Source organism: Amycolatopsis sp. NPDC058278 (genome assembly GCF_042881395.1).
Taxonomy (GTDB): Bacteria; Actinomycetota; Actinomycetes; order Mycobacteriales; family Pseudonocardiaceae; genus Amycolatopsis.
Genome location: NZ_JBHVXZ010000012.1, coordinates 1 through 23,119, shown reverse-complemented (window position 1 = coordinate 23,119; position 23,119 = coordinate 1). Strand labels below are relative to the sequence as shown.

Genomic DNA, 23,119 nt, shown 5'->3' with positions numbered 1-23,119 from the left:
GGTTGGTCGCATCGTGAACCAACCGCCGAACCCCGCCGCCGAACAAGCCGCGCTCCCCGGGTGCTGGTGGCACCCCAACCGCCCGACCGGACTGAGCTGTTCCCGGTGCGGGCGTCCGGCGTGCCCGGACTGCCTCCGCGAAGCCCCCGTCGGCTTCCAGTGCACCGACTGCGTGCACTCCGGCGGCCAGGAGCAGCGCCGTCAGCACCGCGGGTACCAGGAGGCCGGCTTCGGCCAGCGCACCGTATTCGGCGCGCGGCTGTCCCAGTCGGTGCTCGTCACCCAGGTCATCCTCGCGGTGAACGTCCTGGTCTTCCTGCTCACGGTCGTCCAGGCGGGCAGCCTGAACGACAACGACCTGTCTTCGGCCTTCCAGCACGGCGCCCTCTACGGCGATGCGACCCTCGGCCACGGCGAGTGGTGGCGCATCCTGACCAACGGGTTCCTGCACTACGGACCCATCCACATCGCGGTCAACATGTTCTCGTTGTGGATGATGGGCCGCTCGCTGGAGCAGGTCTGCGGCCGCGGCCGCTACCTGGCGCTCTACTTCGTCTCCATGCTCGGCGCGTCGGCGGCGGTGCTGCTGTTCGGCAACCCCGGCGGGTACCCCGGCACGGCGGGCGCCTCCGGCGCGCTGTTCGGCCTGATGGGCGCCTACGCGGTCACCGTGCTGAAGCTGCGGCTCAACCCCACCGGCCTGATCATCACGCTCGCGCTGAACGCGTTCATCACCTTCGGCATCCCGGGCATCTCGATCTGGGCCCACGCCGGCGGCCTGGTGACCGGGGCACTGGTCACCGTCGCGCTGCTCTACGCCCCGGAGATCGGCCAGGTGCGCTGGCAGGCGATCGGCATCGCGATCGTCACCGTCGCGATCATCGGCCTGATCGTCTACCGGGGCTCGCAGTTCCCGGCCGAGAGCTGCCAGTTCATCCAGTTCCCGTTCGGCCGGTACTACGTCTGCGCCTAGCTCCGCAGCGTGCTCAGGACGTCCAGGACATCGCGGGGATCCTCGCCGAGGTCGAGCCACCCGAAGACGTACAGCTCGTCTTCGTGCTCGACCTCGAGCGTGACGCCGTCGCGGCCGAGTCGTCTGGTGGTGCGCAGCCGCGTGCGCGTCTGGGCCCACGGCAGCCGGTGCGTGCCGCCCAGCGTCCGGGCCACCAGGCCCTCGGCGTCGGCGGCCAGCCGGGGGCGGACGACCGTGGCGTGGGCGGCGAACGCGCCGACGGCGACGGCCGCCAGTGCGAACAGCACCAGCCCGCCGCGGTCGCCGGTCAGCGCGTCGGTCACCACGCCGGCCAGCAGCAACGCGGTGACCGCCCAGGCCGATACCACAACGGCCTGACGAGGCGCCCAGGAGGTGGGGTAGTTATCCACAGGGGTTATCCACACTGGGGATGAGTCACACCGCTGTAATTCGACGTCAAGCCGCTGATCGGAGTAATAATCAGCGCCAGCGCATGGTCATGAGCAGGCCGGCGATCATCAGCGCGAACCCGCCGGCGAAGTTCCAGTTGCCCAGATCGGCCATCCAGGAGATCTTGTCCCCGGCGATGTAGTTCACCAGCAGCCACACCAGGCCGAGCAGCATGAACCCGAACATCGGGATCTTCCAGGCCAGGCCGGTCGGGCCGGCGGCCCGCACCTTCACCGGCGTGCGCCGGTCGGCAGGCGGGGTGTATGCGGTCTTCTTGCGGACCTTGGACTTGGGCATCGTGTGTTCCTCGCGGTGCTCTTCGGGCTCGTCTGGTGGCGATGTCCCGCTGAGGGTGCGCAACCGGCGCCACGTGCACACGTTAACGTAAACGACCGCAGGAAAGCAGCGGCCAGGAGTGGTCGGATTTCCCGGACCGTGACAAGGGCGTCACCCAGGGTTCGACGCGGGTTGAGAGGAGCTTGCGTGGCTACGCGCGAAGGACCGGACGACGACCGGCGCAGATACCCCGGACAGCCCATGCCGCCGCGCGAGCCCGTGCCCCCGCGCCAGCCGCCGTCACCGGGCCGTCCCGCCACGCCCCCGCGCGGCCAGGTGCCACCCCGCACGCCCCGGCGCGGCCCCCAGGGCCAGCCACCCCGGCGTCCGCAGGGCCCGCCGCCCCGCCGCTACACCGGCCCGACCCCGCCGCCCGGCGCGAACGAAGAGACCGTCATCTTCGCCCCGGTCGGGAAGGGTGGCACGGCGACCGAGGAGAAGCCCGCCCCGGCCGAGCTCGGCAAAGGCGGCGTCGCGATCCGGACGGCCGGTGAAATCCTCATCACGCTGGGCCTGGTCGTGCTGCTGTTCATGGTCTACGAGCTGTACGTGACCGACCTCTTCTCGGCGGGCAAGCAGTCCGAGGCGAGCGACCAGCTCGACGGCGAGTGGGCGCACGACCGCACGCTGCACCCCGAGCTGATCGACGGCAAGGCGTTCGCGCGCATCCACATCCCCACCTTCGGCGTCGACTACAACTTCACCATCCAGGAGGGCACGGACGACGCGGCCCTCGAAGTCGGCCCCGGGCACTACAAGGGCACGGCGCTGCCCGGCGAGCCCGGCAACTTCGCGGTGGCCGGCCACCGGGTCGGCAAGGGCGCCCCGTTCAACGACCTGGACAACCTCTCCTCTTGTGACCAGATCGTGATCGAGACCTCCGCCGACTTCTTCATCTACAAGGTCCTGCCCTACGACGACGAGATGAAGGACTGGGCCGGCGGCAAGGGCGCCGACCCGAAGTGCAAGGGCGTCTCCACCCTGCGTGACCAGAACGCCGAGGACGGCGGCGCCTACAGCGAGACCTTCGGCCGCAAGGTCGTGCTGCCCAGCCAGGGCACCGCGGTGAACCCGGTCCCGTACAAGGCCGCCGAAGTGCTGCCGAAGGCACAGCAGGCCGCGCTGCTCACGCTCACCACCTGCCACCCGCAGTTCTCGGCCAAGGAGCGGCTCATCATCACCTCGGTGCTGACCCAGCAGGTGCCGAAGAGCCAGGTCAAGAACTACGGCGACCTGCTTTCGAAGATCGGGGAGGCCTGATGTACGCCTGGATCTGGCGGAAGCTCCCCGGTCCGTTCGCGGCGAAGCTGACGATCTCGGTCGTGCTGGTGCTCGGCGTGATCGCGCTGCTGATGTTCGTGGTGTTCCCGTGGCTGGAGCCGCGGCTGTGGTTCAACGAGGTCGCGGTCAACTGAGCCGGAACTCGCCGGGCGGGCGGTCCGTTGCCCCTTCCGGGAGAGGGGCCGCCGTGAAAACACGTCAGAAGGACCGGTCCAACCGGCCGCCGGAAGACCCGTGGAACGAGGTCGGGCCGTGGCTGTGGATGGGCGGGCACTTTCGCGCGGGCGCGGAGCCGGTCGTCGTGCGGCGCGAGTTCGACCTCGTGCTGAGCCTCTACGAGCGCGAGGGCCACGGACCGTCGCTGGACATCGAGCACCACTTCGCCGAGATGCCCGACGGGCCGCTGACCGAGGCCCAGCTCGCCGACGTCGAGCGGTTCGCCGGGCTGGCGGCCGAGGCGGTCCGCGCGGGCCGGCGGACGCTGGTGCGCTGCCACGCCGGGCTCAACCGGTCCGGCCTCGTCGTCGCGCAGACGCTCGTCGAACTCGGGCTCGGCGTGCCGGCCGCGATCGAGCGGGTCCGGCAACGGCGCTCACCGTGGGCGTTGAGCAACGAGCTCTTCGTCCAATACCTCGAAACCGGGCTGCCGACCGCGCGCCTGCTCGCCGGGCTGGACGCTTGAGGTTCGGCGGTGCCCAGCGGAGGCCCGGGAACGAACCTCCGGCGCACCGGCGTCGCCCACGTGCCGGTGCTCGTGGAAGCGTCGGGTACGCCGGAGGGCTGCCTGAGCTGCGGGCTAGCAGTCCCGCAGTTCCGGGCTCTGGTTGAGCAGCTGGCCGCGCGGCGAGACGAACGCGCGGTAGCGGTCGCCGTCCACTGTGCCGTCTTCGGACTTCTTGAACACGGCGACCCGGTGGCAGTTCTGGAACGCCAGCTTGACGCCGAAGTGCCGCTCGAGGCCGCCGCGGATCGCGTCCGAAGCCAGTGCCCGCAGCAGCTGCCCGCGGGCGGCCTCACTCGGCGGCGGCGTCTCGTTGTCGGCGAAGCCGTCCGCGGCGCCCTCGGCGTCGGCGATGACGCCGGTGATGACCTCCCAGGCGTACGGCAGGGATTCCTTGACGCAGGTGACGAACTCGGCGTCGGTGACCTCCCCGCGCTCGGCCTTCTCCAGCAACGCGGGTGACACGTCCAGGGACATCGAACCTCCAGTTTGAGCAGGGCCACCCTCTTGGCTACCGGCCGGGTCGCCCCGCCACAAGAGAAAACGATGATCATCACCACTTTGGCGGAGGCGGTCGTCACTCCCAGCGGAAGAGCTTGGCCGCCAGTGCCGTGCCGAACACGGCGAAGCCGGCCAGCACGACCAGCTGCAGCGGCTGCACGCCGGTGCCGACCCAGGCGTCCTGCAGCGCCTGCGAGCCCGGCGGGACGTAGTCGCCGATCCGGCGCAGGACCTCCGGCAGCAGCGGCCTCGGCAGGTAGACGCCGCCGAAGAACATGATCGGCACGAACGAGACCATCGCGAGCCCGCCCGCGCTCTTGGCCGTGCGGGCGATCGAGGCGGTGATCAGGCCCAGCGCGAACATCGAGACGACCCCGAGCACGAGTGTCAGGAGGAAGACCAGCGGGTGCTTCGGCATCGGGACGTCGTAGACCGCGTCGGCCAGGCCGAGGACGAGTCCGATGCCTGCCAGCGCGACCACCACGTGGATCAGCAGCTGAGCGCCCAGCAGGTTCGCCGGGTGCGCCGGCGTCGTGGCCAGGCGCCGCAGCACGCCCTGCTCGCGGTAGGTCGCGATGGCGCCCGGGATCGACTGCAGCGCGAGCGCCGCGAGGGTGACGACGATCAGCGATGGCACCCAGGCGTCGATGAACCGGTACCCACCGGCCGCCTCGCTGGGTTTCGTCATGCCGGGGATGGCACCGATGCCCAGCAGGAGACCGGACGGCAGCAGAAGGCCCACCACCGCCGTGAGCGGTGAGCGGAGGAAGAGTTTCGTTTCGGTGGCGGTGATCTTGGTGAAGGTGCTCATCGGGCGCTCCTGGTCAGCGAGACGAACGCGTCGTCCAAAGTGGATGCTCCGGCCGCGGCGCGGAGCTCGGTCGGGGTGCCGGTGGCGACGACGCGCCCGGCGTCGAAGATCGCGACGCGGTCGCAGAGCCGTTCGGCTTCGTCCATGAAGTGGGTGACGAGCAGGACCGTGACGCCGGTGGCGCGGACGCCTTCGACGAGCCGCCAGGTTTCGCGGCGGGCGTGCGGGTCGAGCCCGGTGGTCAGCTCGTCGAGGATCGCCAGCTCGGGCCGGCCGACCAGCGCCAGCGCGATCGAAACGCGCTGCTTCTGGCCGCCGGACAGCTTCCCGAAGAAGCTGCGGGCGTGGTCGCGCAGGTCCAGCTGGTCGAGCAGGACGTCGATGTCGGCCGGCTGCGGGTAGAAGGACGCGAACAGCTCCAGGGCTTCGCGCACCCGCAGTTTCGCGGGCAGCCGGCTCTCCTGCAGCTGGACGCCGACGCGGCGGGTCAGCGCCGCGTGTTCGGTCGCCGGGTCGAGCCCGAGGACGGAGATCGTGCCGCCGTCGGCTTGGCGGAGGCCCTGGAGGCATTCGACGGTGGTGGTCTTCCCGGCGCCGTTGGTGCCGAGGATGCCGAAGATTTCGCCGCGCTCGACGGTGAACGAAACGCCGTCGACCGCGACCCGGGTGCCGTAGCGCTTGCGGAGGTCGGTGACTTCGATGAGTGGCATGGCTCCGAACCTACGAACCGGCGGCCGTCTCCGTAATGACGCTGAAACCCCAGCTCAGGTAGCGTTTTGCTGAAGCGGGGGTGGGGCTGGACCCACCCCGTTCGTGGGGCTTGGGGCAGTGCGCGGTCCGGCGCCGGTCGGCGAGGATCTCGGGGGAAAGGAGGTGCCGGGTGGCGTACCTGCGTGCGATCGGCCGGGCGTTCGCGCTGGCGGCGTTCTCGTTGCTCAGCTGGGTGGACGTCCTGATCCAGCTGCTCACCTTCGCGCTGTTGTGCGGCGGGCTGGTCTTCTTCTTCGGTCCCACGCTCCTGTGGGCTCGTGGCCGCTCGGCGCGCATGCGCGTGCTGGCCGGGCGCTGGTGCGATGTGGAGATCGAGGCGCCGTACCGGCTCGAGCCGCCGGCGCCCGTGCGCGAGCGCGACGGCTGGTACCGCGACGGCAACCAGCTCTACAAGCGGGCGTTCTGGATCAGCTGGCAGCACCGGCTCACCTGGGCGATGGAAGACCCGGCCACGGGCCGTGAATTCTTGTGGCAGCTGGTGAACCCGCTGGGCACGCTGCTGCTGCCGGTCGCCGTGCTGCTCGGCGGCCCGGTGGTGCTGCGCGGCTACGGCCGGTGGACGCGCTGGTGGATCGGGCCGCGGCCGCCCGTCGAGCCGAAGCGCAAGAACTGGCTGCACCGGCACTGCGAAGCGCTGGGTCACCAGGCCGGGCTGTTCGCGGTTTCGGTGGTGCAGCTGGTCTTCGCGATCTTCCAGCTGGTCGTCATGGTCTTCTTCATGCCGATGGCCGCCCCGGTCGTGCTGGCGAACCGGACGATCACGGACACGTTGCGCCGCGAGATCGGGAACTGGACCGGGGTGCAGATCTCGCGGCCGTACCTGCCGCCGCCCGGCCTGCCGGTGCCCCGCGCCGACGGGCTCTACCAGGTCGGCAGGCAGTTGTACGAGGAGCCGTTCTGGCCGGTCCAGCACGCCCGCACGCGGTGGATCTACCGGGATCGCGCCACCTGGCGCGACCTCGCCGGCAGCCTGCTCGCCCCGCTGGTTTCGTTCGTCCTGATCCTGCCGACGGTGGCGTTGGTCAGCCGGGGGCTCATCGGCCTCGGGGCGCTCTGGATCTGGCGGCCGTTCGTGTCGCCGCGCATCGACTGGTCCCCGTTCCCCGAGGTGTCGACGCACCTGGGCGCGCTCGCGCAGACCCCGGTCATGCTGGCGATGGTGGTCGCCGGCTTGGCCGCGGCGCCGTGGCTCGCCCGCCAGCAGGCCCGCTTCGCCCGCGTGTGGTTCGGGCCGACCGAGTCGACCCGGCTGGCCCAGCGCGTCGAACGGCTGAAGCAGACCCGGTCCGACGTCACGGTGACGCAGGCGGCGGAGCTGCGCCGGATCGAGCGCGACCTGCACGACGGCATCCAGTCCCGGCTGGTCGCGATGGGCATGAAGCTGGGCGCGGTCGAGGCGCTGGTGGACACCGACCCGGCGGCGGCGAAACGGCTCGCGGCCGAACTGCGCGCGGCGTCGTCGGAAGCGCTCACCGAACTGCGGGTGCTGATCCGCGGCATCCACCCGCCGGTGCTGTCCGAACGCGGGCTGCTGGACGCCGTGCGCGCGCTGGCCATGGACAGCCCGCTGAAGTCCGAGGTCACCGGGTCTCTGCCGGGGCGCGTCGAGGAGCCGGTGGAGGCGTGCGTGTACTTCGCGGTGTCCGAACTGCTCGGCAACGCGGCGAAGCACGGTGCGAAACGGGTGGCGATCGAGGTGGAGTTCGCCGACGGTCTCCTGACGGTCGTGGTGACCGACGAAGGCCCGGGCGGCGCCAATCCGGCTCGGGGTTCGGGACTCCGCGGAATCGAGCGTCGGCTGGGCGCCTTCGACGGTAGGTTGACGCTGACCAGCCCGATCGGCGGCCCGACGAAGGCGACCCTGGAGATCCCGTGTCAGCTCGACCTCGAACCCTCGTCGCCGAAGACCAATATCTTCTCCGAGACGGCCTGACACACCTGCTGACCGCGCACGGCTTCGACGTCGTCGCAGCCGTCGGCAGCGGCCCGGAACTCGTGGCGGCCTTGCGTGAGGAACGCCCGGACGTGTCCATTGTGGACGTCCGGATGCCGCCGACGAACACCGACGAGGGCCTGCAGGCGGCCCTGTCGGCCCGTCGGGAGGTCCCCGGGTTGCCGATCCTCGTGCTCTCGCAGCACGTCGAGCAGCTGTACGCGCGTGAGCTGCTGGCCGACGGCACCGGCGCGATCGGCTACCTGCTGAAGGACCGGGTCTTCAACGCCGAGCAGTTCGTCGACGCGGTCCGCCGGGTCGCCGCCGGCGGTACGGTGATGGACCCCGAGGTGATCGCGAAACTGGTGGCGGGCAACGCCTCCGACCCGCTGGCCGCCCTGACGCAACGGGAGCGCGAGGTCCTTTCGCTGATGGCGGAAGGCTGTTCGAACGCCGCGATCGCCGCGAAGCTGCATTTCAGCGAGGGCGCGGTCGGCAAGCACACCGCGAACATCTTCGCCAAGCTCGACATCACGGCGTCGGACGACACGAACCGCCGCGTGATGGCGGTCCTCGCCTACCTCGGCGCGGGGACCTAGCCGCGCGAGATCCGCGTCATCTCCTCGCGCTCGACCACCTTGACCCGGTCACGGCCCGCCGCCGACCCCAGTGCCTTCTCGTGCGCGTCGAGCCGGCCCCAGCCGTCCCAGTTGGTGAACGGGATACCGCGCGCCTCGAGGAAGTCGAGGATCGCGTCGGGGGACGCGTACTTCGGGGCCGCCAGCGTGTCCGCGTCCGCCAGGAGGCTCGCGATCGTCTCCGCCGCGTCGCCCTTCGTGTGCCCGATCAGGCCCACCGGGCCGCGCTTGATCCAGCCCGTCACGTACACGCCCGCCAGCTGGTTCTCGTCCAGGTCCAGCACGCGCCCGGCCTGGTTCGGCACCACGCCCGCCGCGTGGTCGAAGGGGAGCTCCGGCAGGTGCGACGACAGGTAGCCGACCGCGCGGTACACCGCCTGGACGTCCCACTCGTGGAATTCGCCGGTGCCGCGGACGTTGCCGTCGCCGGTCAGCTCGGTCCGCTCGGTGCGCAGGCCCGTGACGCGGCCGTCCTCGCCGAGGACTTCGGCCGGCGAGTGGAAGAAGTGCAGGTGCAGCCGCCGCGGCCGGGTGCCCGGCTCGCGGATGGCCCACTCCTGCAGCGTCTTCACGACCATGTCGATCTGCTTCGACGCCCGCAGCGCGGCGATGCTGCCTTCGTCGAACTCGATGTCCTCCGGGTGGACGATGACCTCGACGTTCGGCGAGTGGTCCAGCTCACGCAGTTCCAGCGGGGTGAACTTCGCCTGCGCCGGGCCGCGGCGGCCGAAGACGTGCACGTCCGTCACCGGGCTGGCCTTGAGCCCCTGGTAGACGTTGTCCGGGATGTCGGTGCTCAGCAGCTCGTCGGCCGTCTTCGCCAGCACCCGCGCCACGTCCAGCGCGACGTTCCCGACGCCGAGGACGGCGACCGAAGACGCGGTCAGCGGCCAGGTGCGCGGCACGTCGGGGTGGCCGTCGTACCAGGACACGAAGTCGGCGGCGCCGTAGCTGCCGTCCAGGTCGATGCCCGGGATGTCGAGCGCGCGGTCGGCGGACGCGCCCGTGGAGAAGATCACCGCGTCGTAGAACTCGCGCAGCTCGTCGAGCTTGATATCGGTGCCGTAGTCGATGTTGCCCAGCAGCCGGATGTTCGGCTTCGAGAGCACCTTCTCCAGCGCCGTCACGATGCCCTTGATGCGGGGGTGGTCGGGCGCGACGCCGTACCGGATCAGCCCGAACGGCGCGGGCATGCGCTCGAACAGGTCGATCGTGACGTGGGCGTCGGACTTGTCCAGGATGTCGGCGGCGTAGATGCCGGCAGGACCGGCACCCACCACGGCCACACGAAGAGATCGGCTCACTGGTCCCACGGTAAGTTAGGACCACCTAACCTAAAATGTGATTTGGCGTACGGTCCACCAGGTGGGAGCCGGTAAGCTCGGCGCCATGCGCGTTCTCGTCGTCGACAACTACGACAGCTTCGTCTACAACCTGGTCCAGTACCTGGCCCAGCTCGGCGCCGACTGCACGGTCTGGCGCAACGACGTCGTGGACCTCGACCGCGTCCCCGAGTTCGACGCCGTGCTCGTCTCGCCGGGCCCGGGCACCCCCGAACGCGCCGGTCAGAGCATGGACGTCATCCGCAAGTGCGCCGAGACGAGCACGCCGATGCTCGGCGTCTGCCTCGGCCACCAGGCGCTCGGCGTCGTCTACGGCGCCACCGTCGACCGCGCGCCCGAGCTGCTGCACGGCAAGACGAGCCAGGTGCGGCACACCGGCGCCGGCATCCTCAAGGACCTGCCCGAGGAGTTCACGGCCACCCGGTACCACTCCCTGACCGTGGTGCCGGACACGATTCCGGACGCCGTCTTCGAGATCACCGGGCGCACCGAGTCCGGCATCGTGATGGGCATGCGTCACCGTGAGCTGCCGCTGGAAGGTGTCCAGTTCCACCCGGAGTCCGTGCTCACCGAGGGCGGCCACCGGATGCTCGCGAACTGGCTGGCCGCCGCGGGGCACCCCGTCGAGCCGGCCCGGGTGAACGAGCTCGAACGCGCGACCAAGGCGCTGCAGAAGGCCGCTGTTGCGTGATCCGGCTCGAAGGGGTCGGCAAGCGGTACGGGCGCGGTGACTTCGTCCTGCGCGACGTCGACCTGACCGTCGAGCCCGGCCACGTCGTCGGCATCCTCGGCAGCAACGGCTCCGGGAAGTCGACGCTGCTGCGGATCATGGCCGGCGTCTCGCACGCGACCACGGGGACGGTCGGCGGCACCCCGCGGATCGGCTACCTGCCGGACCGCTTCCCGGCCGGCCAGCGCATGGGCGCCCGCGCCTACCTGCGGCACATGGCGCGCATCCGCGGGCTCGACGACCTCTCGGTGATCGACCCGCTGCTCGAACGGCTCGCCCTCGTCGGCGGCCCGACGGCGCCGCTGCGCACCCTGTCCAAGGGCAACGCGCAGAAAGTCGGGCTCGCGCAGGCCGTGATGGTCCGGCCCGATCTGCTGATCCTCGACGAGCCGTGGTCCGGCCTCGACGTCGGGACACACACCATCCTCGGTGAGCTCGTCGCCGAGACGCGGGCGCGCGGGGCGAGCGTCGTGTTCACCGACCACCGGCCGCAGGTGGTGCACGACCACGCCGACGTCGTCCACCTCATGGACTCCGGAAGGCTCACGGCGGAACGGGCGGAGCCGACCACGCGGATCGTCTTGCGCGGCACCGGCACCGGCTGGGCGGACGAGCCCGGCGTGCGGCACGCCGTCACCGAAGGCCCGCACGTGGTGTTGACGGTCGAGGTCGCCCGCGTCGACGCGGTTCTGCTGCGGGCGCTCGGAGACGGCTGGTCGGTGCGGGAGGTGGCGCCGTGCTCGCCCTGACGCGGTACTACCTGGCGCTGCTCGGCCATTCGCAGCGGTACCTGCCGGCGTTGCTGGCCTACCTCGCGCTGTGCGTGATCCTCTACGCCGACCCGCATTCCCCGCCGCTGCCGCTGTTCGGTGTCAGCGCCGGTGGATTGCTGGTCGTCTCCTGCTGGCTGACGATCGCGCTGCTCGACATCGAAGACCCGGTGCAGCGCCTGGTGACCCTGAGCCACGCACGGCAGTGGCGGCGGATGATCACCGGCGCGATCCTCACCGTGCTGGCCTGTTCGCTGGTCCTCACCGCGATCACCGAGGTGTGGTCGGCGCTCAAGTCGTTCCGGATCCAGCCGTCGGCGCTCGGCATCGGGCTGCTCGCGCACCTCGCGTGCGCGATGCTGGGCATCGCGATCGCGCTCCCGTGTTCGCGGCTGCTGGTCCACCGCATCGGCTGGACGGTGCTCGCCGCGGTGATCACGCTCGTCGTCGTCCTGCTGGCGAAGATCCCCCTGGTCCACCCGCTTCTGCACGCCCTGACCGACGACGAGCCGGTCGGCGGCCCGCTGGTCCTGGCCCTGGTGACGGCGGTGGCGATGCTGGCCGTCAGCTACTTCGCCGTTTCGGCGATCGTGCGTCGCCGGTCCTGACTGCAAATTGCAGAATTCAATTCTCTCCCCGGGCTTCCAGTGGGACCGCGCGGACGGCTAAGGTTCGGGTCCTCTCCGGTTCTGGGCGAAGGGAGCTCGGGTGACGGCTGGGATCGTCGCGATCACCGTGCCAAACTCCGGCGGCGAGCTTCCGGAACTCGCCGACTGGCTGCGCGGCGAAGACGAGCTCCGCGGCCGGGTCCAGGTCTTCGACGCCGTCGTGGTCGGCGTTTCGAGCACCTCCGCCGACGTCTTCTGCCGCTCGCTCTTCGCGTGGCTGGGGCGGTTCCGGGAAACCCGCGTTTCGCTGAAGGTCAAACGTTCGGGCGCCGCCGAGGAACTCGAGCTCGATTTCGGTGCCGCGAGCGACGCCGCCCAGGTTCTCGGTGCCGTGCAAGGGTTCCTCGACCAGTCCTGATCGACGAAGAAGGCCCGCACGGCGAACCGTGCGGGCCTTTCTCGTTGCTCGCTAGTTGGAGGTTCTCGTCGTTGTGGGGAAGGTGATGGACGGCAACCCGTTGCCTTCCGACACGTTGACCGTGACGTTCTGGTCCTTGTTGATCATCGTGCCGGCGGACGGGTTCTGACCCGTGATCGTGCCCTCGGGTGCGCTGCTGTTCTTGTCGGACTTCTGGTTGAACTTGCCGGTCCAGCCCATGCTCGACAGCTTGTCCTGCGCTTGGTCGAGGGTCATCCCGGCCAGGAGCGGCATCTGGATCTGGCTCGAGCTGTCCGGGCCGGTCGACACGGTGAGCACGATCTGGCTGCCCACCGCGAGCTGCCCGCCGTTCGGGTTCTGGGTGATGACCGTGTCCTTCGGCACCGTCTCCGAAGCCTGGTCGACTCGCTTCGTCGTGAAGCCCTGGCTCTCCAGCGTCGACTTCGCCTTCGAGTACGGCTGGTTGGTGAAGTCGGTGACCGTTTTGAGCTGCTTCGACTTGCCCACCGTGATCTTGACGCTGGCGCCCTGGTCGAGCTGGGTATTCGCGGGCGGGTTCTGCCCCTGCACCAGGCCGGCCTGGTTCGGGTCGGAGACCTCGGTCTCCTGGACGGTCGGGTCGAGGGTCAGCTTCGCGTCGGTGAGCAGCTGCTCGGCCTGGTCACGGGACTTGCCCTTGAGGTCCGGCACGTTGGCCTTGCCCGGCGGGACGCCGACGTACAGCGTGATCTTCTGGGTACTGGCCACCTGGGTGCCGACCCCCGGGTCGACCTTGACGACCCGGTTGACGTCGTCCTGGCCGCACTGCGGGCTGCCGTCGGTCGGCTGCACCCCGCAGGTCACCTGCTTCTGCTCGACCGTTCCGGTGAGGTTCTTGCTGATCAACGTCTCCCGGGCCTGGGGGACCGTCTGGTGCAGCACGTCCGGGACCGCCACCAGCGTCGCGTCGTTGCTCTTGAACGCGTTCGACAGCCACATGATCAGCAGCACCGCGCCCAGCACGAACACCGCGGCCACCGCGGCCAGGATCGTGCGACGCCGTCGCTTGGCCTTCGGGTCCTCGTCGTCCGGCTCGCTGTACTCGTCGTAGCGCTGCGGCTGCCGCCGGTCGGCGTTCATCACCTGCGTGCGCTCGTCTTCGGACATCACCATCGGCGCCACCGGGCGCTGGCCCGAGAGCGTGCGCACCAGGTCCGAGCGCATCTCCGCCGCCGACTGGTAGCGGTTCGCCGGGCCCTTGGCCAGCGCCTTCAGCACGACCGCGTCCAGCTCCGGCGCCACCGCCGGGTTCACCGACGAGGGCGCGCTGGGGTCTTCGCGGACGTGCTGGTAGGCGACCGCGACCGGGGAGTCCCCGGTGAACGGCGGCTCGCCGGTGATCAGCTCGTACAGCACGCAGCCGGCGGCGTAGACGTCGGAACGGGCGTCGACCGACTCACCGCGGGCCTGCTCCGGCGACAGGTACTGCGCCGTGCCGATCACCGCGGCGGTCTGGGTCATGGCGGACTGGCCGTCGTGCATCGCGCGCGCGATGCCGAAGTCCATCACCTTGACCGCGCCGTTCTTCGTGATCATCACGTTGGCCGGCTTGACGTCGCGGTGCACGATGCCGTGGCGGTGCGAGAAGTCCAGCGCCGCGCAGACGTCGGCCATGACCTCCATCGCCCGCTTCTGCGACATCGGGCCTTCGGTCTTGACGATGTCGCGCAGCGTCCGGCCTTCGACGTACTCCATGACGATGTACGGCAGCGGGCCGAACTCGGCGTTCGCTTCGCCCGTGTCGTAGACCGCGACGATCGCCGGGTGGTTCAGGGCGGCGGCGTTCTGCGCTTCGCGGCGGAAGCGCTCCAGGAACTGCGGATCCCTGGCGAGATCGGCACGGAGGATCTTGATCGCGACTTCCCGGCCGAGGCGCACGTCGTGGCCGTGGTGGACCTCGGACATGCCTCCGTAGCCGAGCGTTTCGCCCAGCTCGTACCGGTTGGAGAGCAGTCTGGGTGTGCTCATCTCTGGATGCCGTTCCATTCCGTCCAAGGTGTGGTCATGATGCCTTGCCGGCCATCGTCGGTCGTGCCGGGAGTGTCCGCCGGGTAGCCGCTCGAGGACTGCTCCGCGGGCACCTGTCTGCCCGGGAACACCTGGCTCTGCGGCTGGCCGTTGTGCGGCGGCGAGCCGTTGCCGCCGCCCAGCATCTTCGCCACCAGCACGATGCCCGCCACCAGGACAACGAGCAGGATCGCCGCGAGAAGCGCCCACCAGCCCCACTGCGTCTTCTTCCTGGCGGCCGGCAGCATGACCTGCCGCGGGGCGGGCCGGGACGGCGGGCCGATGGCGAGCATCGGGTTCATCGCGGGGGACGGCGGACCCATCGGCTGCTGCGGCGGGGGAAGCTGCTGCTGGGGTATCGGCACCGGCATCGACGGCGGTGGCTGCACCTGTTGCGGTTGCTGGGGCTGCTGCCCGGTCGCGTAGGTGGCGTTCACCAGCCCGGACGGCGTGGGCAGCGGCAGCCCGGCGCGGACCGCGGCGACGGCGGCCGCGAACTCGCCGCCGTTGTTGTAGCGCTGCCGCGGATCCTTGATCAGGGTCGCCTCGATCACCGCGCGCGCCGCGGGCGGGACGTCCGGCGGCAGCGGCGGCGGGATGTCGCGGATGTGCATCATCGCGACCGTCACGGCGTTCTCGGACAGGAACGGCCGGTGCCCGGCGAGGCATTCGTAGCCGCACACCGCCAGCGAGTAGACATCGGACGCCGGCTCGGCCGGTTGCCCGAGCGCCTGCTCCGGGGCGATGTAGTGCGCGGTGCCCATGACCATGCCGGACCGGGTGACCGGGGCGGCGTCGGCCGCCTTCGCCACGCCGAAGTCGGTGATCTTCACCTGCCCGGCCGACGTCACCAGGATGTTGCCCGGCTTGACGTCGCGGTGGACCAGGCCGTGGTTGTGCGCCGCCTGGAGTGCGTTGCCCGCCTGCTCGAGCATGTCGAGGGTGAACTCCGCCGACAGCCGCCCGTGCTTGGCCAGCAGCCCGGCCAGCGGGTCGCCGTCGACGAGCTCCATCACCAGGTAGGCGATCGGCAGGTCGCCGTCGAAGATGGTTTCGCCGTAGTCGTGCACCGCGGCGATGCCGGGGTGGTTCAGGGACGCCGTCATCCGCGCTTCCGTGCGGAAGCGGTGGAGGAACTCGGCGTCGCCGGAGAGTTCGGCCTTGAGGATCTTGACGGCCACGGTCCGGTCGAGCCGGGTGTCGCTGGCCTGCCAGACCTCACCCATCCCGCCGACGGCGATCCGGCTCGTCAGCTTGTAGCGGTCGGCCAGCAGCTGACCGGAGGACAGCATGCGCTATCCACCCCCGAGCTTCGCGTTGATGGCGGCACGGCCGATCTCCGAAGCGACCTTGCCTCCGGTGGCCGCGAGGCCGCGGTTGCCGCCGTCCTCGACGATCACGGCGACCGCGATCTGCGGGTCGTTCGCCGGGGCGAAGGCGGTGTACCAGGCGTGCGGGGCGGTGTTCTTGGAGTCCGTGCCGTGCTCGGCGGTGCCGGTCTTCGACGCGATCTGGATGTCCGGGCGCTTGCCGCCGCCCTGGGTGAAGCCCTCGGAAGCGATCATCATGTCCTTGAGGATCGCGGCGTTCGACGACGACAGCGCCGGAGTGCCGGTGAGTTCGGTCGGACTGTAGTCCTCGATGGTCGACAGGTCCGGTGCCAGCACGGACTGCACCAGTTGCGGCTTCATCGCCATCCCGCCGTTGGCCACGGTGGCCGCGAGCAGGCAGTCCTGCAGTGGCGTCAGCCGGACGTCACGCTGGCCGATACCGCTCTGGAAGAGCGCGTCCTGCGAGTCGAGCGGGCCGACCGTCGACCCGGCGACCTTCATCGGCACGGTCAGGTCGGTCTGCCCGATGCCGAAGTTCGCCGCCGTCTTCCTGAACTTGTCCGCGCCGAGCGCACCGGCGAACTGCGCGAACGGCACGTTGCAGGAGTGTGCGAGCGCGTCCTTGAACGTGTTGCCGGGGCAGGCGCTGCCGGCGTAGTTCTCCAGTGTCTTGCTGGAGCCCGGCACCTTCGTGTTCGGCGACGTGTCGATCTGGGTGTCCGGGCCCTTGCCGTCCTCGAGCGCGGCCGCCGCGGTGACGAGCTTCATCGTCGAACCCGGTGGGTAGGTCTCGGAGATCGCCCGGTTCAGCATGGGCTTCTTCGGGTCCTTGTTGTTCGCGTTCCAGGCGTCGATCTGCGCCTTCGACGTGTGCGAGGCCAGCTGGTTCGGGTCGTACGACGGCGTCGAGACCATCGCCAGGATCCGGCCGGTCTTGGGTTCCATCGCGACGACGGCGCCGGTGTAGCCCCGTTGCGTCATCAGGTCGTACGCGGCCTTCTGCACGGCCGGGTCGATGGTCAGCCGGACGTTGCCGCCGCTCGGGTCCCGGCCGGTGACCATGTCCGACAGCCGCCGCACGAACAGCCGTGGGTCGGAGCCGTTGAGGACGTCGTCCTCGGCGCGCTCCAGGCCGCCGGCGCCGTAGTTGATCGAGTAGTAGCCGGTGACCGGCGCGTACATCGGGCCGTCGGCGTAGGTCCGGACGTACTTGTACTTGTCGTTCGACGGGTTGATGCTGGCCAGCACCTCGCCGTTGGCCTGCGACACGATCTTGCCGCGCTGGCGGGCGAACTCGTCGTAGAGCACGCGCGCGTTGCGGGAGTCGGTGCGGTAGTCGTCGGCCTTCACCACCTGGATGTAGGTGGCGTTGGCGAGCAGCAGGACGACCATCACGAGCATCGCCATGCCGACCTTGCGGAGCGGGGTGTTCACGCCTGCGCACCCCCCTCCGCCGGCGGCCGCTGCACGAGCACGGTGTGCGCTTCCGCGATCGGCGCCTGCGGCTGCTGCTGCGGCTTCGGGCGCGAGGTGGGCTTGCGGGCCGCGTCGGAGATGCGGAGCAGCAGCGCGACCAGGATGTAGTTCGCGAGCAGCGACGAACCACCCTTGGACAGGAACGGGGCGGTGATACCGGTCTCCGGGATGAGTTTCGTGACCCCGCCGACGACGACGAAGATCTGCATGACCATGGTGAACGCGAGCCCGCCGCCGAGCAGTTTGCCGAACGTGTCGCGCACGGCGAGCGCGCTCCGCATGCCGCGCATGGCGACCATCAAGTAGAGCATCAACACCGCGGCCAGCCCGATGAAGCCGAGCTCCTCGCCGATCGACGCGGTGATGAAGTCGGTGTTGGCTTCGGGCACCATGTCCGGCCGCCCGGCACCGAGCCCGGTGCCGCCCACGCCGCCGGTGCCGAGCCCGAACAGGCCCTGCGCGAGCTGGTAGCCGCCGCCGGCGTCGTCGTAGGTGGCCAGCGGGTCCAGCCAGTTCGCCACGCGCTGCTGGACGTGCGTGAAGAGGTTGTAGGCGATCACGCAGCCGACGGCGAAGAAGCTGAGGCCCAGGACGACCCAGATGGCCCGCTCGGTCGCGACGTACAGCATGACGAGGATGACGCTGAAGAACAGCAGCGACGTGCCGAGGTCCTTCTCGAACACCAGGACGCCGATGCAGACGAACGCGGCGATCAGGATCGGGCCGAGGTCGCGGGCGCGCGGCAGCTCGACGCCGACGAGCTTCTTGCCCGCCACCATGAACAGGTCCCGCTTCGACACCAGGAACGAAGCGAAGAAGATCATCAGCAGGATCTTCGCGAACTCGCCCGGCTGGATCGAGAAGAACGGCAGCTTCAGCCACACCTTGGCGCCGTTGACCTCGGACAGGCTCGACGGCAGCAGCGCCGGCAGCGCCAGTGCGACGATGCCGATCAGGCCCGCGGTGTAGCCGTAGCGGGTCAGCGTGCGGTGGTCGTTGACCACGATCAGCACCACGACGAAGAACACCAGCGAGATCACCGTGAACAGCACCTGGGCGGTGACGGCGGGCGTGTAGTCCTTGCCCTGCTGCGTGGCGCGTTCGGCCAGGGCCAGGTCGATCCGGTGGATCATCACCAGCCCGATGCCGTTCAACAGCGCGACGCAGGGGAGCAGCACGGGATCGGCGTACGGCGCCCACTTGCGGACGGCCAGGTGCGCGCCGGTCAACACCCCGAGGTAGGCCAGGCCGAGCCAGATGATCGACGCGGTGAGTTCCTGCTCCTGGTTCGCTTCCACGAGGACGAGCGCGACGGTGACGATGAAGGTCGCGAAGCCCAGCAGCACCAGCTCGGTGTTGCGGCGGGTCGGGACCTCGCGCGGCGGGTTCGTCTGGAACTGCGCGGCGAGGGGTTCGGCGGCGCGCGCGGCGGGCTGGCTCATCAGTTACCGCCTCCCGTCGTCGGTGCCGTCGAACTCGGCGTCGAGCAGTCCCTCCCCGCTGGCTGGTTCGCCGACGACGGAGCAGTAGAGCCGGCCGGAGCCGACGGAGTCGTCGTCGGCGTGACCGAAGGGGTTGGCGTCGAGGACGGCTGACCGCCCGCCGGCGCGCAGTTGTTCAGGCGCTTGCGCAGCTGCAGGAAGTCGTCGATGTACTTCCGCGCTTCGTCGAGGTTGTCCTTCTTGACGCCGTTCTGCACCGCCAGCCGCGCGTCCTCCTGGAGCTGGGTGACGCGCAGCTTGTCCGTGCACACCTGGCTCGGCGGGCAGGACCCTTGCTCGTAGGCGTGCAGGTCGATGCCGAGAATGCTGCCGGGGACGCCGCGGTAGATCACGACCTCCCCATCCGCTCCCTCGCCGACATAGTACTGACTCAGCACGAAGTAGCGGGTCGCGATGGCGGCCGCGGCGAGCACCACGAGGACGACGAGCGCCCCGGCCAGCCAGCGGAACCGCTTCCGGCGCTTGGCCTTCGGGTCCTCCTGGGGCTGCGGCAGGTCCGGGCGCTGCTGCGGAGGCGGCTGGGTCAGCGCCCTGGCCCGCGCCGCGGGCGAGTCGCCCTGGTGCAGCTCGTCGCTGCCGTCCCCGGCGGCGCCGCCCACGATGGGCGCGTCCTCGCCGAAGTCGACGTCGACCACGTCCGCGATGATCACCGTGACGTTGTCCGTGCCGCCGCCCTTGAGCGCCAGCTCGATCATCCGGTCGGCGCACTGCTGCGGGTCCGGGATCTGCACGGCCTCGGCCAGCGTCTCGTCGCTGACCATGCCGGAAAGGCCGTCCGAGCAGATCAGGTACCGGTCGCCGGAGCGGGCCTCGCGCACGGTCAGGCTCGGCTCGACCTCGTGGCCGGTGAGTGCCTTGAGCAGCAGCGACCGCTGCGGGTGCACCGCCGCCTCTTCGGGCGTGATCCGGCCCTGTTCCAAGAGTTCGTTGACGAAGCTGTCGTCCCGCGTGATCTGCGCGAACTGACCGCTGCGCAGCAGGTAGGCCCGCGAGTCGCCGACGTGCACCAGACCCAGCCGGGTGCCGGCGAACAGGACGGCGGTGAGCGTGGTGCCCATGCCGTCGAGGTCGGGGTCCTGCGAGACGAGCTCGGCGATCGCGGCGTTGCCGTTCGCCACCGCTTCGCGCAGCTGGGCGAGCAGGTCGTCACGGGGTTCGTCGTCGTCGAGGGGGGCGAGGGAGGCGATGACGACCTTGCTGGCGACTTCACCCGCCGCGTGGCCACCCATGCCGTCGGCGAGCGCGAGCAGGCGAGGGCCGGCGTACACGGAGTCCTGGTTGCTCGAACGCACCAGGCCCCGGTCGCTGCGGGCTGCGTAGCGGAGGACGAGAGTCATGGGCGAAGCTCGATCACCGTCTTGCCGATCCGGATGGGGACTCCGAGCGGGACCCGGAGGGGTGCAGTGACCTTAGCCCGGTCGAGGTAGGTCCCGTTCGTCGAGCCCAGATCTTCCACGTACCAGTCCTCACCGCGCTGGGCGATCCGCGCGTGGCGGGTCGACGCGTAGTCGTCGTCGAGGACCAACGTGGAGTCGTCGGCCCGGCCGATCAGGATCGGCCGGCCGTCCAGCGCGATGCGGGTCCCCGCCAGCGCGCCGTGGGTCACGAGCAGCTGCTGCGGCGACTTGCTGTTGCGCGGCTTCTTCTCTTTCTTGCGCCCGAAGGTCGGCACCTGGACGCGCATGCCTGACGCCGCGTAGAGGTCCGAACGGACGACTCTGAGCGCGGCGAACACGAAGAGCCAGAGCAGCACGAGGAAGCCCACCCTGGTGAGTTGTACGACCAGCTCTGGCACTTGGTGTGTCCGCTCCCGACTCGTCCGTGCAGCCGCGACGCGGGTACGCCGCGGTCCCCCCGCACGTCAATTCTGCGGGAACAGTATTCCGGGTCCTGAGTCAGCCCTGTGTACGGAACACCAAGGACGAATGACCCACCCGGATGACGTCGCCGTCGGCGAGCTGCCAGGTCTGGACCGGGGTGCCGTTCACGGTCGTGCCGTTCGTCGAGCCGATGTCCGCGAGCGTCGCGCTCTGGCCGTCCCAGGTGATCTCCAGGTGGCGGCGCGAGACCCCGGTGTCCGGCAGGCGGAAGTCCGCGTCCTGGCCCCGGCCCACGACGTTCCCGCCCTGCTTCAGCGAGTACGTGCGGTTCGAGCCGTCGTCCAGCTGCAGGCTCGCCGCGAGCTGACGGCCCGGCGCGGGCTGGCCGTAGCCGCCCTGCTGCTGGGCGTACGGGTCCGCGGCCGGGGCGCCGTACGCCTGCTGCTGGCCGTACTGGTCGTACCCGCCTTGAGGCTGCTGGCCGCCGTACTGGTCGTAGCCACCCTGCTGGTAGCCGCCCTGGTCGTACCCGCCGCCCGGGGGCTGGGCGTAGCCCTGGTCGTAGCCACCGCCCTGCGGCTGGGCGTAGCCGCCCTGCTCGTAGCCACCGCCCTGGGGCTGGGCGTAGCCCTGGTCGTAGCCGGCCTGGGGCTGCTGGCCGTACTGGTCGTAGCCACCACCCTGCTGCGGCTGGCCGTACTGGTCGTAGCCACCGGCAGCGGGCTGCTGTTGACCGCCGTACTGGTCGTATCCACCCTGCTGGCCGTAACCCTGGTCGTACCCGGGCTGCTGGCCACCCTGCTGTCCGTAGCCGTACTGGCCCTGCTGGCCGTACGGGTCACCCTGGTCGTATTGGCCGTAGCCGGGGGGCTGGCTCATTGCTGGGTCTCCTGCGTTGCTGGGTCGTGCCGACCGCGGTGAACCGGCGCCTGAGGGGCGGGCGTCGGGATCGACGGACGAACGGGTCTTGAACTGTCCAGTATGCAGCGCCTCGTTGCGCTCGAGTGATACGACGACGTCACCATAGGTGTCCAGACCCTCGGCGGCGAGGTGTTCCGCCACTGCCCTGGCCAGCATCTGCGTGACACGCTGCTCGTCACCGGCCATGCGCTCGTGGTCAGCCGCCCCCAGCGACACGATGTAGTGATTGGGGGCGAGCTGCCGACCGCCTGCCAGCTCACGAACGTTCTCCTCACTCTCCCGCTCCAGGGCGATCGCCACTTCCTGCGTGACGACGTTGCCACCGAACATGCGCGCGAAAGTGTTCCCCACCAGGTTCTCGAGTCGCCTGTCGAATCGTTCGGCGCGGCCCACCGGGGAAAACCTCCTCACACGTGTGCTTCCGCACCGATCCTATCCGGGTGAGCGAGCCTCGACACGGCCCCCGGTGAAACCCGTTCAAAGCACCTGCTAGTCTTCTCCTCGCTGCATGAGAGAAGCACTCGGGCGAGTGGCGGAATGGCAGACGCGCACGGTTCAGGTCCGTGTGTCCGAAAGGACGTGAGGGTTCAACTCCCTCCTCGCCCACGCTGTTCAGGGCCCCGATCGCTAGCGCGATCGGGGCCCTTCCCATTGGCTTTATGTCTCCCGGGGGCCGAGCCCCCCGGACCCCCCCACGGTGCCTCCCGTCGCCTTCCAGCGTGGTCCGGGAGGGCATCCAGGGGGCTCGGTGGGGTTTGTCACCTGTGTTCGCCCTGGGCGAAGTTACGCCGTGTGGGTGGCTATCCAGTCCGCTATGACGTCCACCCGGCTCGTCGTCTCGATGCCCGCGTGGGGACAGTCCGGGCCCGTTGCCTCCAAGGAGACCAGCTCGTCGCCCGAGAAATACGGGGCTCCCGAGTCGTACGTGCACGCACTCGTCGTGATCTCCGGGGCCGCGCCGCGGACGCCCAGCGTCGTCGGATCCACCTTCGCCACCGCCACCGTGCCCTGCTGGAGGCGGGTGGCCGGCTTGGGGTCCGAGCTCGTCAGGCTGCCCCAGCCCGCCAGCGTCAGCTGCCGGCCGACCTTCGGGGTCGCGCGGCTCGCTGTGAGGGGCGGCACCGTGGTCACCGGGGAGTCCAGGCGGACCAGGGCGACGTCGTTCTCCTTGGCCTGGAGGACCTCGGTCGCCTTGCGGGCGATGCCCGATTCCGTGGCTTCGTCGGTCAGGCCCAGCGTCACCGTCGTCGGGTACGGGGTCTTGCCCGAGACGCGGTCGCGGTGGGCGTCGTGGAAGCAGTGGCCGGTCGTCAGGACCCAGGCGGGCGCGACGAGCGCACCCGTGCAGTAGCTGCTGTACGTCGAGCCGTCCGGGCGCGGGATCTTCGTCATCGCGAGCTTCGCGACGAACCCGTACTGCCCCGGTGGGACGTCGGAACCGTGGGCGACGGCCCAGGCGGCGGGAGCGGTGGAGACGGTCAAAACGGCAGCGGCGAGCAGGGCGCGCAGGCGCATTCTTCCCCTTCGTCGAGTCGGTGGTCGACGTTCGACGTTAGGGCCGCCGCCGCGGGCGGGGTATTCCCTGGCCGGGCGGCACCCCGGGGGCCCACCGGGGGCCCCCCGCGCCCGGCAGCCGGGGTGGGCGGCGCTGCCGTCCGCCACGACCGCCACCCGGGAGGTGGTGTGGAGCTGGTGGTGGGGGGGGGGCGGGGCGCGCG

General features: G+C 70.2%; 24 protein-coding genes and 1 tRNA gene. 11 read left to right on the top strand and 14 right to left on the bottom strand.

The features are described 5' to 3' along the window. Positions 1-13: 13 nt before the first annotated feature. Entirely contained in the window at positions 14-973 is a 960-nt protein-coding gene (locus ACFVYA_RS08445; RefSeq protein WP_387043719.1) for a rhomboid family intramembrane serine protease, read from the top strand. On the opposite strand, the gene ACFVYA_RS08440 is transcribed toward ACFVYA_RS08445, so the two are convergent. Next, on the bottom strand, positions 970-1,383 hold the full coding sequence (locus ACFVYA_RS08440; RefSeq protein WP_387043717.1) for a PH domain-containing protein: 414 nt from the start codon (positions 1,381-1,383) through the stop codon (positions 970-972). The two genes, ACFVYA_RS08445 and ACFVYA_RS08440, sit on opposite strands and share 4 nt — an antisense overlap. Positions 1,384-1,453: 70 nt before the next feature. Further along, positions 1,454-1,720: a cell division protein CrgA gene (gene crgA, locus ACFVYA_RS08435; RefSeq protein ID WP_285987528.1), complete on the bottom strand. Its 267-nt coding sequence runs from the start codon at positions 1,718-1,720 to the stop codon at positions 1,454-1,456. Between the two features lie 240 nt (positions 1,721-1,960). Between crgA and ACFVYA_RS08430 the strand changes: the two genes are divergently transcribed. Genes ACFVYA_RS08430 through ACFVYA_RS08420 form a run of 3 tightly spaced genes read left to right on the top strand, consistent with a single transcriptional unit; the run spans position 1,961 to position 3,722 of the window. Beyond that, on the top strand, positions 1,961-3,019 hold the full coding sequence (locus ACFVYA_RS08430) for a class E sortase (RefSeq protein WP_387043840.1): 1,059 nt from the start codon (positions 1,961-1,963) through the stop codon (positions 3,017-3,019). Continuing rightward, positions 3,019-3,174: a hypothetical protein gene (locus ACFVYA_RS08425; protein WP_086853103.1), complete on the top strand. Its 156-nt coding sequence runs from the start codon at positions 3,019-3,021 to the stop codon at positions 3,172-3,174. The genes ACFVYA_RS08430 and ACFVYA_RS08425 overlap by 1 nt, the downstream gene beginning before the upstream one ends. 53 nt (positions 3,175-3,227) lie before the next feature. Then, positions 3,228-3,722 (top strand): protein phosphatase, encoded by a 495-nt coding sequence (locus tag ACFVYA_RS08420; RefSeq protein WP_285987530.1) that lies wholly within the window; start codon positions 3,228-3,230, stop codon positions 3,720-3,722. A 114-nt stretch (positions 3,723-3,836) separates the two neighbouring features. Here ACFVYA_RS08420 and ACFVYA_RS08415 read toward each other — a convergent pair whose 3' ends face one another. The 3 genes from ACFVYA_RS08415 to ACFVYA_RS08405 form a co-directional block, all read right to left on the bottom strand. Next, entirely contained in the window at positions 3,837-4,238 is a 402-nt protein-coding gene (locus ACFVYA_RS08415; RefSeq protein ID WP_285987532.1) for an SCO5389 family protein, read from the bottom strand. Between the two features lie 100 nt (positions 4,239-4,338). Then, complete coding sequence (locus ACFVYA_RS08410) at positions 4,339-5,073, bottom strand: ABC transporter permease (RefSeq protein ID WP_285987533.1); 735 nt, start codon at positions 5,071-5,073, stop codon at positions 4,339-4,341. Next, positions 5,070-5,783, bottom strand: a complete 714-nt coding sequence (locus tag ACFVYA_RS08405; RefSeq protein WP_285987534.1) for an ABC transporter ATP-binding protein — start codon at positions 5,781-5,783, stop codon at positions 5,070-5,072. Before ACFVYA_RS08405 ends, ACFVYA_RS08410 begins: the two co-directional genes overlap by 4 nt. A 170-nt stretch (positions 5,784-5,953) precedes the next feature. On the opposite strand from ACFVYA_RS08405, the gene ACFVYA_RS08400 reads away from it, so the two are divergent. Together ACFVYA_RS08400 and ACFVYA_RS08395 are read left to right on the top strand one after the other, a co-directional pair. Then, positions 5,954-7,777, top strand: coding sequence for a histidine kinase (locus tag ACFVYA_RS08400; RefSeq protein ID WP_387043713.1), 1,824 nt, complete (start codon positions 5,954-5,956; stop codon positions 7,775-7,777). After that, entirely contained in the window at positions 7,717-8,376 is a 660-nt protein-coding gene (locus ACFVYA_RS08395; RefSeq protein WP_387043711.1) for a response regulator, read from the top strand. The genes ACFVYA_RS08400 and ACFVYA_RS08395 overlap by 61 nt, the downstream gene beginning before the upstream one ends. Here ACFVYA_RS08395 and ACFVYA_RS08390 read toward each other — a convergent pair. Further along, positions 8,373-9,692 (bottom strand): FAD-dependent oxidoreductase, encoded by a 1,320-nt coding sequence (locus ACFVYA_RS08390; protein WP_387043838.1) that lies wholly within the window; start codon positions 9,690-9,692, stop codon positions 8,373-8,375. The genes ACFVYA_RS08395 and ACFVYA_RS08390 overlap by 4 nt on opposite strands. A 112-nt stretch (positions 9,693-9,804) precedes the next feature. Between ACFVYA_RS08390 and ACFVYA_RS08385 the strand changes: the two genes are divergently transcribed. The 4 genes from ACFVYA_RS08385 (at position 9,805) to ACFVYA_RS08370 (ending at position 12,284) form a co-directional block, all read left to right on the top strand. Next, on the top strand, positions 9,805-10,449 hold the full coding sequence (locus tag ACFVYA_RS08385; RefSeq protein ID WP_387043836.1) for an aminodeoxychorismate/anthranilate synthase component II: 645 nt from the start codon (positions 9,805-9,807) through the stop codon (positions 10,447-10,449). Further along, complete coding sequence (locus ACFVYA_RS08380) at positions 10,446-11,237, top strand: ABC transporter ATP-binding protein (protein ID WP_285987538.1); 792 nt, start codon at positions 10,446-10,448, stop codon at positions 11,235-11,237. Before ACFVYA_RS08385 ends, ACFVYA_RS08380 begins: the two co-directional genes overlap by 4 nt. After that, positions 11,225-11,866: a hypothetical protein gene (locus ACFVYA_RS08375; protein WP_387043709.1), complete on the top strand. Its 642-nt coding sequence runs from the start codon at positions 11,225-11,227 to the stop codon at positions 11,864-11,866. Before ACFVYA_RS08380 ends, ACFVYA_RS08375 begins: the two co-directional genes overlap by 13 nt. Positions 11,867-11,966: 100 nt before the next feature. After that, positions 11,967-12,284, top strand: a complete 318-nt coding sequence (locus tag ACFVYA_RS08370; protein ID WP_103338162.1) for a hypothetical protein — start codon at positions 11,967-11,969, stop codon at positions 12,282-12,284. 51 nt (positions 12,285-12,335) lie between these two features. On the opposite strand, the gene pknB is transcribed toward ACFVYA_RS08370, so the two are convergent. The 7 genes from pknB to ACFVYA_RS08335 all read right to left on the bottom strand — a co-directional run bounded on the left by pknB (position 12,336) and on the right by ACFVYA_RS08335 (position 21,794). Continuing rightward, entirely contained in the window at positions 12,336-14,312 is a 1,977-nt protein-coding gene (pknB, locus tag ACFVYA_RS08365) for a Stk1 family PASTA domain-containing Ser/Thr kinase (RefSeq protein ID WP_387043707.1), read from the bottom strand. Continuing rightward, on the bottom strand, positions 14,309-15,643 hold the full coding sequence (locus ACFVYA_RS08360; RefSeq protein ID WP_387043705.1) for a serine/threonine-protein kinase: 1,335 nt from the start codon (positions 15,641-15,643) through the stop codon (positions 14,309-14,311). Before ACFVYA_RS08360 ends, pknB begins: the two co-directional genes overlap by 4 nt. Before the next feature lie 3 nt (positions 15,644-15,646). Then, a complete protein-coding gene (locus ACFVYA_RS08355) occupies positions 15,647-17,116 on the bottom strand; it encodes a penicillin-binding protein 2 (RefSeq protein ID WP_285987542.1) in 1,470 nt (489 codons plus the stop codon). Then, positions 17,113-18,600: an FtsW/RodA/SpoVE family cell cycle protein gene (locus tag ACFVYA_RS08350; RefSeq protein ID WP_285987543.1), complete on the bottom strand. Its 1,488-nt coding sequence runs from the start codon at positions 18,598-18,600 to the stop codon at positions 17,113-17,115. The genes ACFVYA_RS08355 and ACFVYA_RS08350 overlap by 4 nt, the downstream gene beginning before the upstream one ends. After that, positions 18,600-19,997 carry a PP2C family serine/threonine-protein phosphatase gene (locus tag ACFVYA_RS08345; protein ID WP_285987544.1) on the bottom strand — a complete coding sequence of 466 codons (1,398 nt, stop codon included), beginning with the start codon at positions 19,995-19,997 and terminating at the stop codon, positions 18,600-18,602. Before ACFVYA_RS08345 ends, ACFVYA_RS08350 begins: the two co-directional genes overlap by 1 nt. Beyond that, entirely contained in the window at positions 19,994-20,455 is a 462-nt protein-coding gene (locus ACFVYA_RS08340) for an FHA domain-containing protein (RefSeq protein WP_003079002.1), read from the bottom strand. Before ACFVYA_RS08340 ends, ACFVYA_RS08345 begins: the two co-directional genes overlap by 4 nt. A gap of 100 nt (positions 20,456-20,555) precedes the next feature. Then, complete coding sequence (locus ACFVYA_RS08335; RefSeq protein WP_387043702.1) at positions 20,556-21,794, bottom strand: DUF3662 and FHA domain-containing protein; 1,239 nt, start codon at positions 21,792-21,794, stop codon at positions 20,556-20,558. A gap of 130 nt (positions 21,795-21,924) precedes the next feature. Between ACFVYA_RS08335 and ACFVYA_RS08330 the strand changes: the two genes are divergently transcribed. Next, positions 21,925-22,007, top strand: a tRNA-Leu gene (locus tag ACFVYA_RS08330). Between the two features lie 177 nt (positions 22,008-22,184). On the opposite strand, the gene ACFVYA_RS08325 is transcribed toward ACFVYA_RS08330, so the two are convergent. Continuing rightward, complete coding sequence (locus tag ACFVYA_RS08325) at positions 22,185-22,916, bottom strand: trypsin-like serine protease (RefSeq protein ID WP_285987546.1); 732 nt, start codon at positions 22,914-22,916, stop codon at positions 22,185-22,187. Positions 22,917-23,119: the final 203 nt, after the last annotated feature.

Bases quoted from the DNA above. Each gene is read 5' to 3' on its own strand.
- ACFVYA_RS08430 (WP_387043840.1), top strand. From the start codon at position 1,961: ATGCCGCCGCGCGAGCCCGTGCCCCCGCGCCAGCCGCCGTCACCGGGC.
- ACFVYA_RS08345 (WP_285987544.1), bottom strand. From the start codon at position 19,997: ATGACTCTCGTCCTCCGCTACGCAGCCCGCAGCGACCGGGGCCTGGTG.
- ACFVYA_RS08325 (WP_285987546.1), bottom strand. From the start codon at position 22,916: ATGCGCCTGCGCGCCCTGCTCGCCGCTGCCGTTTTGACCGTCTCCACC.
- ACFVYA_RS08350 (WP_285987543.1), bottom strand. From the start codon at position 18,600: ATGAGCCAGCCCGCCGCGCGCGCCGCCGAACCCCTCGCCGCGCAGTTC.
- ACFVYA_RS08385 (WP_387043836.1), top strand. From the start codon at position 9,805: ATGCGCGTTCTCGTCGTCGACAACTACGACAGCTTCGTCTACAACCTG.
- ACFVYA_RS08425 (WP_086853103.1), top strand. From the start codon at position 3,019: ATGTACGCCTGGATCTGGCGGAAGCTCCCCGGTCCGTTCGCGGCGAAG.
- ACFVYA_RS08415 (WP_285987532.1), bottom strand. From the start codon at position 4,238: ATGTCCCTGGACGTGTCACCCGCGTTGCTGGAGAAGGCCGAGCGCGGG.
- crgA (WP_285987528.1), bottom strand. From the start codon at position 1,720: ATGCCCAAGTCCAAGGTCCGCAAGAAGACCGCATACACCCCGCCTGCC.
- ACFVYA_RS08405 (WP_285987534.1), bottom strand. From the start codon at position 5,783: ATGCCACTCATCGAAGTCACCGACCTCCGCAAGCGCTACGGCACCCGG.
- pknB (WP_387043707.1), bottom strand. From the start codon at position 14,312: ATGAGCACACCCAGACTGCTCTCCAACCGGTACGAGCTGGGCGAAACG.
- ACFVYA_RS08410 (WP_285987533.1), bottom strand. From the start codon at position 5,073: ATGAGCACCTTCACCAAGATCACCGCCACCGAAACGAAACTCTTCCTC.
- ACFVYA_RS08360 (WP_387043705.1), bottom strand. From the start codon at position 15,643: ATGCTGTCCTCCGGTCAGCTGCTGGCCGACCGCTACAAGCTGACGAGC.